Raw genomic sequence first — 12,874 nt, forward strand, 5'->3', positions numbered from 1 at the left:
AAGCGACCAAAGTCGCTAGCGGGCTTTTCCGCCCCGCACTCAAGTGCGGGGCTACCAAGCTATCCTTTTGTGTGGCTCGGCAAGCCCTAGGGGAAGTGGTGGAGCCTGTCTAGGCGAATCTAAGTCAGGTTTGAACTGGGGATCTGGTGGGGGGCAGGCACCGGACTGAGAAGCGCCCACCGTTGGGCAAAGGCTTAGCCAACAAGCTGGCAGAGGGTCTCTTGTCTTTCTCGGTCTTGTTCGGCCAGCTCCTGAATGGCCCGTTGGTACACCTGGGCGGGTGTGGATCCCTGGTCGACCTGCTTCAGCCAGCGCTGGGCCTCGTTGCCCTGTTGGAGCAGAGTTTGCAGGGGAGCCAAAAAGCAGCCCAGGCCCTGGGGTTGGCCGAGGCGCCACGCTTCGGTCAGCAGCTCTTCAATCCACTCCTGGGCCACCCGTTCTCGGCCCGTGCGCCAATCGACCAGACGGGCTCGCAAGGACTCGCGAGCAGCGGCCTGCTCGTTGGCCTCGCAAAGGCTCTCCAGCTCCGTCGGTGTCAAAGGCCCCCGCAAGGGATCCAGCGCTTCTGGCTGGGCCAGCAACTGCCAGAGACGGGCCTCTACCAAGGCAGTGATGGCCAGGGTCATCACCGGATCTGCCACCAGGTCGCAGATGCGCAGCTCCACCCGGTTGAGATGGTAGGGCCGCTCTGGGCCGTTGGGCCGCACAGAGGCCCAGAGGTGGCGCACATTCTGCATCGTGCCCAGGGCCAGTTGCTCCCGCATCCAGGCGATGTAATGGGCGTGATCCCGGAAGAAGGGCACCTGGGCCGGCGTTTTGGGAAACACCTGCCAACGGCTGGAATGGTAGCCTGTCACCTGGCCGTCCAGAAACGGAGAAGAAGCGCTCAGGGCCAAGTACAGGGGAGCTTCCGCCCGCAGCAAACGGCAGGCAAGAAAAATGGCCTCGCTATCCGGCAGGCCAACATTGATGTGAATGCTGGCGGTCACCACCCGCGTGCCGTAGGTGCGCTCGATGTAGTCGTGGTAGGGGTTGTCCGGATCCGAGCGCTCAAAGTGGTCGCTGCCGCCCAAAGCCAGCGTGCTCCCCGGCAACAGGGTGTAGGGGCCAAGGCGGCGCAAAAATTGCCGCAGTTGCAGCCGAGGCCGCAGCAGGGCACAGAGCAGATCCTCGTAGCGGCGAAGGGGCGGAGTGATGTACTCGACGTTGCGCCGATCTGGTTCTCGCACAAACCCCGGCAAAGCCTGGCAGATGCGATCCGACAACCCCACCACTTCTCCGGCGGCGGTGCCGGTGTACATCTCTACCTCAAAGCCCTTGGTCAACAGCACAGGCCAGCCTCCAGCCGCAGCCTCCTCAGTCTAACCTCTACCCATTTTCCCAGGGTTGTGTAGGAAAGGGTTTCTCGCACTACCGTACAATGTCGGCAACGCTTGAAGACGATCGTGGGGAAGGGGCGGCGTGCGGGATCCCATCTACATTCTGGGAGCAGGGCCGGCGGGCATGGCGGCTGCCTACCGCTTGACCCAACTGGGCTTCCCTGTGGTGGTAGTGGAACGGGAAGACAGGGTTGGGGGCTTGGCCAAAAGCATTTGCTACCGGGGGTTCATTCTCGACTATGGCCCGCACCGCTTTTTTACCAAGATCCCAGCGGTGCTGGAGCTGTGGAACCAGGTTTTGGGATCCGAACAAGTGACTGTCCGGCGGCTTACCCGCATCTACTACCGCAAGCACTATTTTCAGTACCCCATTCAAGCCTGGGAAGTCCTGCGCAAAGTTGGCTGGTGGGAAAGCCTGCTCATTGTTCTTTCCTACCTCTGGGCCCAACTTATCCCGCACCCAGCTCCCCAGAACTTTGCCGACTGGGTCAAGGGAAAATTTGGTAGCCGGCTTTTTCAGATGTTCTTCAAGAGCTACACGGAAAAGCTCTGGGGGATCCCTTGTACCGAAATCAGCGCCGATTGGGCTGCCCAGCGCATCAAAGGTCTCAGCCTTGGGCAAGCCATCCGCAAGGCCTTGGGCTGGAAGCGCGGTTCGGTCAAATCCCTGATCGACCAGTTTCAGTTTCCCCGCCTGGGATCCGGACAGCTCTACGAAAAAATGCAGGAGTTTTTGCTGGCTGAGGGTCAAAAGGTTTGGCTAAATACAGAAGTCATCGCCCTTAGACATCAGGGATCCCGGATTGTCGAGCTGCAATTGCGCCATCTCCAGGATGGAAGGGAAACTTGGGTCTCCCCCTCCCACGTCATTTCTTCCATCCCTTTGACAGTGTTGGTGCAGAGCCTGCGGGAACTGCCTCCCCCCCAAGTGCTGCAGGCAGCTCGCAAGCTCAAGTTTCGCAACACCGTTTTGGTTTACTTGATTGTGCAGGGATCCCAGCTTTTCCCCGATAACTGGCTGTATATCAATGAACCAACAGTACAAGTTGGTCGGGTAACCAATTTTGCCAATTGGTCGCCGGCTATGCTCCCCAACCGAGAACAAACCCCCTTGTGCTGTGAGTATTGGTGCAACTTTGAGGATCCCTTGTGGCAAGCCCCTGAGGAGGAATTGCTGGCTTTGGCTGAGAGGGAGCTGCGCCAAATTGGCCTGCTCCAGGATCAGAAGATCTGCGGTGGCTTTGTGGTGCGCCTGCCCCGCACCTATCCCATCTACGCCGGCAGCTACAAAGAAGACTTGGCCATTTTGCAGAGGTATCTTGGCGAGTTTGAAAATCTGCAACTGGTAGGCCGCTACGGCTCGTTTAAGTATAACAACCAAGATCACAGTTTGCTGATGGGCCTGCTGGCTGCTGAGAACATTCTCCAACCCGGCAGCCACGATCTCTGGCAGGTGAACTCCGATGACGATTACCAAGAGGAGATTAAAGTGCCATCCCCACCCGCAAAGGTGCGACAATGAGCTTCCCTCCTAGCCACCTCTTGCAGCACAGCCGGCAGCATCTGGTCTCTTTTGCCGTCCAAGTTTTGCTTCCCGCTGTGGCTTTGACGCTGCTGCAGATTTTCTTGATCTCCTTTTGGAGCCAGGAGGATGACTATGCTTCCATCTTCAAGGGTTTAACCCAGCGCGATAGCTACTGGTACCTGAGCATTGTGGAGCGGGGGTATCAGTTTGTGGGCTTTGACAAGATTGCCTACGAGCAGAGCAATGTGGCCTTCTTTCCAGGCTATCCCCTGGCGGTGGCCGCCATGAGCCGCCTGTTGGGAGTTGACCCTGAACTGGGGCTTTATCTCACTGCCCAGCTCTTTTGCTGGCTGATGTGGATTTACCTTTTCCTGTTTTACCGCCGCTGGCAGATCCCCACTCTTTGGCAAGTTTTGGCAAGTCTGATTATCTTGGTCTATCCCAGCAGTTTTTACCTTGTCGTGGGCTACAGCGAATCCCTCTTCATGGCCAGCTTGTTGGGTTTTTTCTACTGGTTGGCCTGCTTGAATTCGATGAAGGCAGGGCTCCTGGCCGGGATCCACGGTTTTGCGATGAGTGCCACCCGCATTGTGGGTTTGCCGGTGGCGCTGGTTCCCCTGCTGCGGCTATCCCGCCGTTGGTTTTGGACGGCAGGCGCCGTTGTTTTGGCCTTGTTGGGGGGGCTGAGTTTTTTCCTCTACTGTCAGCTCCGCTTCGGTCGCTGGGATCTCTACATGGAGATGCAGCGCTACTTTACCGGCGTCCAGGCCAATTACCAAGCCCTTTTCCAGGCTCATACCTATGTTCTTTCCCCTGAGCGATGGCAGGTCTTGCTCTCTCCTTCTGCACCGCTGCAGGATCCTGGCCTGTGGTCTGATGCTCTCAGCCAACTGTTTGTGTCTGTTACGCTGGGATCCCTAGTTGTTACAGGCTTGCTGGATGGTTTGAGTGTCGTGGCCGGTAAGAGCCGGCGCTGGCAGGAGCGGCTGGGGTTTCACCTAGCTGCCTGGGCTATGTTCTACATCGCTGTAGCCGGCATGAGTCCCCTAGGCCAGCGAAGCATGATTCGCTACTGCCTACCGGTTCACCTCGTGCAAGTGCTGGCCCTCCTGCACTGGGCCAAGCACACAGATTTCGGCTTCCTTCCCCTGTGGGCGCGCCCCCACCTAAGCAGAGTTCTCAAGCTGGGCTATGGGCTTCTGGGCCTGATCTTCCTCGTCCTCAACCAGATCTTGACCTGGCGCTACGTCCACCATCTCTGGGTGGCTTGACCCTGCTTTCTTGAGGATAGGATGTGAGGGATCCCGACTTCTCACCGACTGAGAGCTGTGGCGTTTTCCTCTCCCCACAAGTGGCCTCGGCAGAAATCGTCCCTGCGAGTGGCTCAGCCCATCGAGCCCACCAAAATTTACCCCTGCCCCTGTTGCCACCAAGGTCAGTTGCGCCTGATTACCCTGACTGAGGCTTTTGGCTGCAGCCGTTGCCAGCATATTTTCGCCATCACCCCCGACCGTTTGCACATTGAGCAACTGGCCGTCTCCTACCCCTACCGTAAAATCTGGTTCTGGAACGGCCATCAGTGGGTGTTGCACCGGCAAAGCACTTTCCAGGGATCTGCGCTCTTGGGCCTCACCCTCAGCCTGGGGGTTGCTTTGGCGGTGGGGTTTCTGGGCGTGTTGCTCTTCCCCAGCCAAGCCCAGTTGCTCAGTTGGTTCCTGATTCTTTGCCTGTTGCTGACGCTGTTGATGGTGACGGCGATCCTGCTGCTGCGGCGGCCTTGAGATGCTTGGGATCGTTGCCAGGGATCCCTAGTTTCAGCCCTTGTGGATCTAGCCATTTCTTGTTAGCAGTGGTCAGGAGCAGGTCTGTCGTCGGTCAGCCGGGCAGGAGGGAAGCGAGTGACCGATTTTGGTTCAGCCTTTGACCTCAGCACCACCCTGCGCCAGGTGCGCCGCTTGCTGCCTCAGCTCCAGCGCTTGAGCGGCGAAACCAAACGCCAGGCCCTGCTGGCTCTCTCGCGCCGTTTGCTGGAGCGCTCCGATCTGCTGTTGGAGGCCAATACCCTCGACCTGGAAAGCTGCCGCGAGCAAACCCTGCCGGAGTGGATCCTCAACGGCCTCAAGCTTACCCCCGAGCGCCTGCAGCGATCCGCCCAGTTGCTTGCTCTCCTGGCCCAACAGCCGGATCCCATCGGGAGCCTGGAGAGGGGGTGCCGTCAGGACAACGGGCTGTTTATTGGCCGCTACCGCGTCCCTTTGGGGCTGATCGCCTTGGTCTACGAGATCTACCCCGAGTTTGCCTTGAATGGCATTGGCATGTGTCTCAAGACGAGCAATGGCGTGATCTTGGCCGGCAGCGGCCCCATCCAGAAAACCCATCAGGCCCTGGTCAACCTGTTGGCAGAGACCGCCTACGAGCACGGGATCCCGGAAGGGGCCATTCAAACCCTCCCCGCCCAAGACCAAGCGACCGATCCCCAGGCCGATTCCCCACTGTTGCTGTTGTTGCAGCAAACCCGCTATGTGGATCTGGTGATCCCCTGCGGTCGCCCCGGCTGGGTGGAGTTCCTGTTGCAGGCCAGCAAAGTGCCGACTCTGGTCACGCATCTGGGGTACGGCCACATCTATGTGGATCGCACCGCTCCTTGGCCTTTGGTGAAGTCGGTTTTGTTGGATCCCTTGGCTCGCTATGGCCCAGAAGGGATCCCGATCTATCAGCCCCTCACCCTTTGGCTGCTGATCCACACCGATTGGGCCGCCCATCATCTGACCGCCCTGATTGAAGACTTGCTGGGTCAAGGGATCGATATACAGGCAGCAGCCCCCATTCTGGAGCGATTCCCCCAGCTTCAGCCGCTGGGGGAAGGCTTTGACTCCACAGAACGGCCTCATCTGCGCCTCCAGCCCGTTGCCGACCTGACGGAGGCGATCGCCTGGATCAACAAAAATGGCTGTCGTCAATCGGAGACGATCCTCACCGACAGCCAATCGGCAGCCCAGCGCTTTCTCCAGGAGGTGGATGCCGCCCTGATCCACATCAACACCTCTCCCCTCTCGGCAGGCCGGGGAGCCGGGATCCCCACCTTGGGAGCGTTTCGCGACCTGTCTTTGGGCATTTCCACCCAGCGGCTGCACGTGCGCGGGCCCATCGACCTGGAAGCCTTGACAACGGTGAAGGTAGTGGCTCAGGGTGACCTGTAGCAGGGGAAAGTTGGGATACCGAACTGCTGTTCTCCCCAAAAGCCAAGAGATGGCGTGAGACTAGAAAGGGAGGAATGCCGGCCCCGTCGTCCGACGTCCAACCCAGCCCAACAGACAGGGGGGAGAACTCCTTTGGGGATTGACCTGCGCAGTTACGTGTTTTTGGATCGGCTCCAGCCCCAGTACGCTGCTTATCTGGGCACGGTGGCCCAGGGCTTTTTGCCTCTGCCAGGGGATACTTCCCTCTGGGTCGAGATTTCCCCCGGCATCGAGATCAACCGCGTTATGGACATCGCCCTCAAAGCCACCTCGGTAAGGCCGGGGCTGCAGGTGGTGGAGCGCCTCTACGGCCTTTTGGAGGTACACTCCAGCAACCAGGGGGATACCCGCACTGCCGGTCGGGCCATCCTGGCGGCTTTGGGGGTGAGCGAAAAGGAGCGCCTCAGGCCGCGCATCATCTCCAGCCAGATCATTCGCAACATCGATCCCCACCAAACCCAGTTGATCAACCGTTTCCGCCGCGGCCAGATGCTCCTAGCCGGCCAAACCCTCTACATCCTGGAGGTGCAGCCGGCAGGCTATGCCCCCCTGGCCGCCAACGAGGCAGAAAAATCGGCCCGCATCAACATCCTCGAAGTGATGCCCTTTGGCAGCTTTGGCCGCGTCTACTTGGGCGGGGAAGAGCAAGATATTCTGGCTGCCTGTCGGGCTGCCGAGGAAAGCTTGGCGGCGATTTCTGGCCGGGATCCCCTACTATTGCCCGAGGAGGTGTAGCCGTGGCAACATCGGAGCCCAAACCTTCCCCAAAACCTGGCTCGCCCCTGCCCCCAGGTCGGGATCCAGCGGCAGATCGGGTGAGGCTGCTCACGGAACTGGCCGCCCCCTACCGCAGTCTGCGGCGCTTTGTCTACCTGGCGGTGGGTTTTTCGGCCACCATCGGGGCATTTGTATTTTTCTTTCGAGCCTTGGCAGGGCGGGATCTGGAGACCACCCTGCCCAGCTTGGCCTTACAGTTAGGGATCCTGGCCGGCGCCCTCGGCCTCAACAGGCTGGAAAGCCACTCCCAGCAAAAGCTGGTCAGACGGATGAAGCAGCGCCTTAGCAGCCAAAAAGACTCGCCCCGTCCGCCCGAGGGCGATGCCCCGCTTTAGGGCAGGGACGGCTAGCCTGTCAATAGTCCCAGTCCCCTTGGCGGGGATCGGAGTCGTCTTCCTCGTCGGCGCTGGGAAGATAACGGCGGGCTTCCTGGGGCCACTTTTGGGCTATTTGGATGGCAAGAAAGGCCGCGAGAGCCACTAAAACTGCCAAGGTGAGAATTGGAATCGCCAGGATCACCACTGCGCCCAACACGTAGATGGCCACCTTGGGCAAGGAAGGATCCACCCTCCAGCCACGCCTGTACACCCAGTCGGTGAGCTGCCGATCCCAGCGGCGCAGGCGAGGTATGTTCTCCGCATAGATTTCCTGGAGAATGCCGGCCAAAACGGGCCCCAGGCGGTGCATTTGGCTTCGAGTTTGCCTTCTCCAATTCCGCAGCGAGCGTCCCATTCGTAGGATCCTTGCCCTGTCCTTCCTCAGGCAATCCTAGCCCAACCGCGAGGGCGACCTTCCCGTCGGCGCGGCAAGGGATCCCTGGGGATGTAAATTTGTTTGAACATTTGGATCGCAGATCGGGGTGGTTTGGCAGGACTACAGTACACTGAAGGCACCCGTGCAGTGGTGTTGCTGCCACGCCCTTCGGTAAACCTTTTTTTAATCTTTCAAACAGCTCGACTGGAGAACGCTAATGGCTCACACGGTCAAGATCTACGACACCTGCATCGGCTGTACTCAGTGTGTGCGGGCCTGCCCTACTGATGTGTTGGAAATGGTGCCCTGGAAGGGGAACAACAAGGCCGGCATGATTGCCGCAGCCCCCCGCACCGAAGACTGTGTTGGCTGCAAACGCTGTGAGACTGCCTGCCCCACGGACTTCTTGAGCATCCGCGTCTACCTTGGCCCCGAAACCACCCGCAGCATGGGCTTGGCTTACTAAGCCATCGGCAGGTTGGGTTGCAATTTTCATTTGAGACAAGCCTTCCTACTTTCAGCGAAACAGCCTCTCTTCAGCCCCTCCTGGCTGGGAAAAAGTTGGGCGGGCTGTTGCTCTAGTGAACGGGTTTATCGGAGAGGAGGGATCCCTCCTCTTTTTTTCTTCAAGGGTTGAGGTAGAGCCGGTGTTGGCGAATGTAGTGCTCCACAGCAGGGGGCACCAGGTAGCGGATGGATCCCCCCTTTTGGATTTGCTGGCGCAGGTAGGTGGAAGAGAGCGTTAGGGTGGGGGCGTCCAGGATTGCTGCCCGGATGGGCAGCTTTGCGGCCACCGACCGCAGCACTTGGGCGGCGTCGCCGGCATCGATACGGGGGGCAACAATCCAATGGCAGAGGCGGGCCAATTCTTCCGCCTGGTACCACTGGGGCAGATCCCGCAGGGCATCCACGCCGATAATCCAATACCACTGGGTATCCGGCTGCTCTTGCATCAGGCTGCGCAGCGTCTCGATGGTGTAGGAGGGGCCGGGACGGCGGATCTCCAGGTCGGAGCAGGCAAAGCGCTCGTGGTCGGCAATGGCCAGCTTCACCATGGCCAGGCGATCGGCTTTGCTGGCGCCGGCGGCCAAGGGCTTGTGGGGAGGATCCCCTGCCGGCATCCACAGCACCTGATCCAGGTTGAACTGCCAGAGGGCCTGCTCCGCCATGATCAGATGGCCGTGGTGGACGGGGTTGAAGGTGCCGCCCAGAATGCCAATGCGGCGCTGCTGGGGATCCGGAGGGCTCATGGCTGCCGGCTGAGGTAGGTGATGGCATCCCGCAGCCACTCTTCCGTTGGGCGGGGTTGGGAGGGCAAAGCTTGCAGGGCCGCTTGAATTTCTTGGAGGCTGTAGCCGAGGGCCAGCAAGGCCATTTCCACCTCTTCCCGGATGGCCGGAGGCGGCCCGCCGGCCAGGGGGCGATCGGCGTTCTCCAGGCCTTGTCGCCAGTGGGCCAGCTTGGTTTTCAGCTCCAAGGCTAGCCGTTGGGCCGTTTTGTGCCCTACCCCTGGCGTGAGGGAAAGTAGGCGCACGTTTTCGGTCACCACTGCCTGAACCAGCTCCGGCAGGCCGAAGGTATTCAGCAGAGCCAAGCCCAAAGCCGGCCCCACCCCCGAAACTTTGATGAGCTCCACAAACACATCGCGCTCGGCTGGCGAGCCAAACCCGTACAACACCAGCTCGGTCTCTCGCACCACCAAGTGGGTAAACACCCGCACGGGCTCTCCGATGGGGGGCAGTTGCTTGAGAAAACGCGCCGGGGCCTTGACCCGATAGCCGATCCCCTGCACCTCAACGGTGAGGCTACTGCGCTCTCCCCATTCGATGGCGACGAGGTGGCCGCTCAAAAACGCGATCATGCTGCGAGTCCAATCCGTGTTTAGGATACGCTGCTCGGCTACAGCTCCAGAGTCGGCCGAGCAGAATCTAAAAGAATCTAGAATACTTAAATAACAAAAGCTTACAAGCGACCTCTATGGCTTCAACATCGGCATCGGCCACTCCTATCTCGGCACGCTGGATTTGGCGGGGGCAATCCGTCCATTACGTCAAACAGGGCGAGCAGGGGCAGCCTTTGCTTTTGGTGCACGGCTTTGGGGCTTCCACCGACCACTGGCGTAAAAACATTCCCGAATTGGCTCAACACTACCAGGTCTATGCCATCGATTTGCTCGGCTTTGGCCGTTCGGCCAAGCCCAACTGGGACTATCGCGCCGAGATCTGGCGGGATCAACTGCGGGATTTCTGTCAACAGGTGATCCGGCGGCCTGTGGTGGCCATTGGCAACTCCCTGGGCGGCTATGTGGTGCTCAGCCTGGCGGCAGAGTGGCCGGAGTGGGTGCGGGGGGTGGTGCTGCTTAACGGGGCAGGCGGCTTTTCCACGGTTAAGGGATCCCCATCTGGCTGGCGGCAATGGCTGGGTGGCCTGGTAGGCTGGGGCCTGCGCCAGCGCCTGGTGTCTTACCTATTGTTTCAGTATTTGCGGCAGCCGCGGGTGATTCGCTCCAAGCTGAAGCAGGTCTATTACGACCCGGCGGCAGTGACGGATCAACTGGTGGAAGACATTCATCGCCCCACGCGGGATCCGGGGGCTGCCGATGTGTTCGTGGCCCTGATGCGGGGCGGGCAGAAGGGGCGCTATGTGGACGAGCTGCTGCGCAGCTTGGTGCGCCCCCTGTTGTTGATTTGGGGCGAACGGGATCCCTGGATGCGGGTCCGCGAGCGCTCTAAGCTCTACCGGGCTCACTACCCTCAGGCGGTGGAATACTTCCTGGAGGCCGGCCACTGCCCTCACGATGAGCGCCCCGAAGAGGTCAACGCCCTGATCCATCGCTGGATCGAGCTGGGGATCCCGGCCACCACCTCTCCTCCCCTTTCCAAAGCAGCGCCGGTCTCAGACCTGCATCCTTAGCCTTGGGAGCTAGGCGGGCTTGACTGCCAGCTCCGGCGGCGGATCCCCTTCCAGGCCGATGGCGTACTTCAGCCATTCCCGATGGGATCCGCTGCCGACGGCTTTGGAGATTTCAAAGTAAAGGGTGCTGTGGGGGCGGCGGGGCTGGCGGAGCAAGGGCATGCCGGCCTCCCAAGGGGTGCGATTCCCTTTTTTCACGTTGCAGCGCACACAGGCGCTGACTACATTCTCCCAGGTATCTTCACCGCCGCGGGAGCGCGGGATCACGTGATCCAGGGTTAGGTCTTCGCCGTAACAGCCGCAGTACTGGCAGCGGTGCCCATCGCGGTAGAGGACATTGCGCCGCGTCAGGGGGATCTCCTTGTGGGGAACGTGAACGTAGTGGCGCAGGCGGATGACGGTGGGCAGAGGGATGTTGCCGTAGACTACTTTGCCATTGTGCTCGATTTGCTCGGCCTTGCCCTTGAGCAAAAGGACAACAGCTCTGCGCCAACTGGTGATGTTGAGCGGATCGTAGGAGGCATTTAAAACCAAAACCTTGCCCATAGTGCTACGCACCGCTGACGAAATCCCCTACCGGATCTGAAAGGCGCCAGCTCTCTTGAAGTTACGCAAAATCTTAACACAGCTTTAGAGGCGAGGTAGCCCACTTCACTCCGGTAAAACCTCGGGTTCCCTTCCCTCTGCCGGCTCAGCACAACAGGATCCCGACGTGGTGGATCGAGATCCCGAGGCACTTTCTAGCCCTTGCTGTTAGAGCCGGCCCTAATCCCAGGCAGGGTGGGCTTCGGCTGCTGAGGCTGCTCCGGCTCGCGGCCGAAGTTGGTAATCAGAGTTAGAGATTGGGCTTTTTCAGCTCGATTTGCTCCCCGTCGGCCTCCCCAGCCGTCACCTGTAAGGTGGCCTTGCCGAGGTTATCCCGGAGATCCTCTGCCAAAAGACCGGAATCCCCCCAGGGGCAATCGGGCCTTGCGCCGGATCTGTCCTTTGGGATCATCTCAACCGGTTTCATTTGGTGAAGCTAAGCATCCCGGCTCTGGAGCAGGTTTTGCAACACCGGATGCAGTTGCTCTTGGATTTTTTGCTGCTGCCGAGGGATCTGACCCAGCACGGGGAGCCAGAAAACCACGCTTGGTTGGCAGAGCGGCTGGCCCGTTTACCTTTTCCGGCTTTTGTGGTGCCCGGCAACCACGACGTGCCCCAGCCCGAGGCATTGGCAGAGTTTCCCCGCTACTACCGAGCTTTTGGCTATGAGGACGGGCTTTCCACTTTCTTTCCACTTTCTTTCCACTTTCTAGGAACCCCCCCGAAGGGGGAAATCTACCCCCATTAAACCCACGCAGAGCAAGGAATGCAAGGCCCATTGTGGCTAGGAACGGGATCCCTCGATGTGGGAGTAGGGCTCCAGGTGGATGGTGACCCGCACCGGCCCGTAGCGCTGCTGCAGCAGTTGCTCCACCGCTTCGGTAAGGCGATGGGCCGACTCCACATCCAGCGGCTCCACCACCATGTGCATTTCGATAAAGATCATCTGCCCCGGGATGCCGCGGGAGGTGATGTCGTGGCAGTCGAGGATCCCGGGCAGGCTGAGAACCAGCTCCCGCAAGGTTTTGGGGGGGATAGCCACCCGGTCGGTTAAGAAGGGAACGTTTTCCCGCAGCACTTCCCAGCCGCTCCAGAACACCAGCAGCCCCACCGGCACCGCCAGCACCTGGTCCAGCCAAGGGATCCCCCAGAAGTGGATCCCGGCCAGACCCAGCAATACCGTCAGGGTTACCCAGACATCGCTGAGGGTATGGCGGGCATCGGCCAAGAGCAGCGAGCTGGCCAGCGCCCTGCCCCAGAAACGTTCATAGACGGCCACGAAGAGGTTGATCCCCAGCACGCCCAGCATCAGCGTCAAGGTCAACCCCTCGATCCGGAGCTGCGGCGGCTGGGGTGCAAAAAACCGCCCCACCGCTGCGCTGAGGATCTCGAAGCTGGCCACTCCCAAAAAGGCGGCGATCCCCAGCGCTCCAATGGCCTCAAACTTGCTGCGGCCATAGGGATGGTCTTCGTCCGGCTCTGGCGAGGAAAAGCGGGCTGCCAGCAGGGCAAGAATGTTGCTGGCGCTGTCGGTAACACTGTGCAGGGCATCGGCCACCAAGCTGAGGGATCCCGTCGCCAATCCCAGGATCAACTTGACCGAAAACACCAAAAGATTGAGCCCCAGGGTGACATAGAGCACCCTCTGCACCTGGCGCTGACGGCGGCTGGCTATGGCAGCAGAATCGGGGAAGCTCACCGCT

The 12,874-nt window shown here is 60.1% G+C and carries 15 protein-coding genes; 9 read left to right on the forward strand and 6 right to left on the reverse strand.

Annotated elements, in window-relative coordinates; genetic code table 11:
* Positions 1–194: 194 nt before the first annotated feature.
* Complete coding sequence (gene gshA / locus SYN63AY4M2_RS04865) at positions 195–1,331, reverse strand: glutamate--cysteine ligase (protein ID WP_041438083.1); 1,137 nt, start codon at positions 1,329–1,331, stop codon at positions 195–197.
* A gap of 130 nt (positions 1,332–1,461) precedes the next feature.
* Between gshA and SYN63AY4M2_RS04870 the strand changes: the two genes are divergently transcribed.
* From SYN63AY4M2_RS04870 to SYN63AY4M2_RS04895, 6 genes are all read left to right on the forward strand, one after another.
* Positions 1,462–2,901 carry an NAD(P)/FAD-dependent oxidoreductase gene (locus tag SYN63AY4M2_RS04870; RefSeq protein WP_011429406.1) on the forward strand — a complete coding sequence of 480 codons (1,440 nt, stop codon included), beginning with the start codon at positions 1,462–1,464 and terminating at the stop codon, positions 2,899–2,901.
* Positions 2,898–4,175, forward strand: a complete 1,278-nt coding sequence (locus SYN63AY4M2_RS04875; RefSeq protein WP_011429405.1) for a hypothetical protein — start codon at positions 2,898–2,900, stop codon at positions 4,173–4,175. Before SYN63AY4M2_RS04870 ends, SYN63AY4M2_RS04875 begins: the two co-directional genes overlap by 4 nt.
* A gap of 57 nt (positions 4,176–4,232) precedes the next feature.
* Positions 4,233–4,685: a hypothetical protein gene (locus SYN63AY4M2_RS04880; protein ID WP_011429404.1), complete on the forward strand. Its 453-nt coding sequence runs from the start codon at positions 4,233–4,235 to the stop codon at positions 4,683–4,685.
* A 117-nt stretch (positions 4,686–4,802) separates the two neighbouring features.
* Complete coding sequence (locus SYN63AY4M2_RS04885; RefSeq protein WP_011429403.1) at positions 4,803–6,104, forward strand: gamma-glutamyl-phosphate reductase; 1,302 nt, start codon at positions 4,803–4,805, stop codon at positions 6,102–6,104.
* 132 nt (positions 6,105–6,236) lie between these two features.
* Positions 6,237–6,878, forward strand: coding sequence for a hypothetical protein (locus tag SYN63AY4M2_RS04890; RefSeq protein ID WP_011429402.1), 642 nt, complete (start codon positions 6,237–6,239; stop codon positions 6,876–6,878).
* A 2-nt stretch (positions 6,879–6,880) separates the two neighbouring features.
* On the forward strand, positions 6,881–7,255 hold the full coding sequence (locus tag SYN63AY4M2_RS04895; protein ID WP_011429401.1) for a DUF3493 domain-containing protein: 375 nt from the start codon (positions 6,881–6,883) through the stop codon (positions 7,253–7,255).
* A gap of 19 nt (positions 7,256–7,274) precedes the next feature.
* Here SYN63AY4M2_RS04895 and SYN63AY4M2_RS04900 read toward each other — a convergent pair whose 3' ends face one another.
* Positions 7,275–7,652, reverse strand: coding sequence for a hypothetical protein (locus SYN63AY4M2_RS04900; RefSeq protein ID WP_011429400.1), 378 nt, complete (start codon positions 7,650–7,652; stop codon positions 7,275–7,277).
* A gap of 238 nt (positions 7,653–7,890) precedes the next feature.
* On the opposite strand from SYN63AY4M2_RS04900, the gene psaC reads away from it, so the two are divergent.
* Positions 7,891–8,139, forward strand: a complete 249-nt coding sequence (psaC, locus tag SYN63AY4M2_RS04905) for a photosystem I iron-sulfur center protein PsaC (protein WP_011429399.1) — start codon at positions 7,891–7,893, stop codon at positions 8,137–8,139.
* A gap of 160 nt (positions 8,140–8,299) precedes the next feature.
* Here psaC and nadD read toward each other — a convergent pair whose 3' ends face one another.
* Positions 8,300–8,923: a nicotinate-nucleotide adenylyltransferase gene (nadD, locus tag SYN63AY4M2_RS04910; protein ID WP_099812452.1), complete on the reverse strand. Its 624-nt coding sequence runs from the start codon at positions 8,921–8,923 to the stop codon at positions 8,300–8,302.
* Positions 8,920–9,534, reverse strand: coding sequence for a Holliday junction branch migration protein RuvA (gene ruvA / locus SYN63AY4M2_RS04915; RefSeq protein ID WP_011429397.1), 615 nt, complete (start codon positions 9,532–9,534; stop codon positions 8,920–8,922). Before ruvA ends, nadD begins: the two co-directional genes overlap by 4 nt.
* A 116-nt stretch (positions 9,535–9,650) precedes the next feature.
* Between ruvA and SYN63AY4M2_RS04920 the strand changes: the two genes are divergently transcribed.
* Positions 9,651–10,586, forward strand: coding sequence for an alpha/beta fold hydrolase (locus SYN63AY4M2_RS04920; protein ID WP_011429396.1), 936 nt, complete (start codon positions 9,651–9,653; stop codon positions 10,584–10,586).
* A gap of 9 nt (positions 10,587–10,595) precedes the next feature.
* Here the strand turns inward: SYN63AY4M2_RS04920 and SYN63AY4M2_RS04925 are convergent, their stop codons facing one another.
* Positions 10,596–11,132: an HNH endonuclease gene (locus SYN63AY4M2_RS04925; protein ID WP_011429395.1), complete on the reverse strand. Its 537-nt coding sequence runs from the start codon at positions 11,130–11,132 to the stop codon at positions 10,596–10,598.
* A 469-nt stretch (positions 11,133–11,601) separates the two neighbouring features.
* On the opposite strand from SYN63AY4M2_RS04925, the gene SYN63AY4M2_RS04930 reads away from it, so the two are divergent.
* Entirely contained in the window at positions 11,602–11,919 is a 318-nt protein-coding gene (locus SYN63AY4M2_RS04930) for a metallophosphoesterase (RefSeq protein ID WP_240527739.1), read from the forward strand.
* A gap of 36 nt (positions 11,920–11,955) precedes the next feature.
* Here the strand turns inward: SYN63AY4M2_RS04930 and SYN63AY4M2_RS04935 are convergent, their stop codons facing one another.
* Positions 11,956–12,870, reverse strand: a complete 915-nt coding sequence (locus SYN63AY4M2_RS04935) for a cation diffusion facilitator family transporter (protein WP_011429393.1) — start codon at positions 12,868–12,870, stop codon at positions 11,956–11,958.
* Positions 12,871–12,874: the final 4 nt, after the last annotated feature.

This window comes from Synechococcus sp. 63AY4M2 (genome assembly GCF_002760475.1).
GTDB lineage: Bacteria > Cyanobacteriota > Cyanobacteriia > Thermostichales > Thermostichaceae > Thermostichus.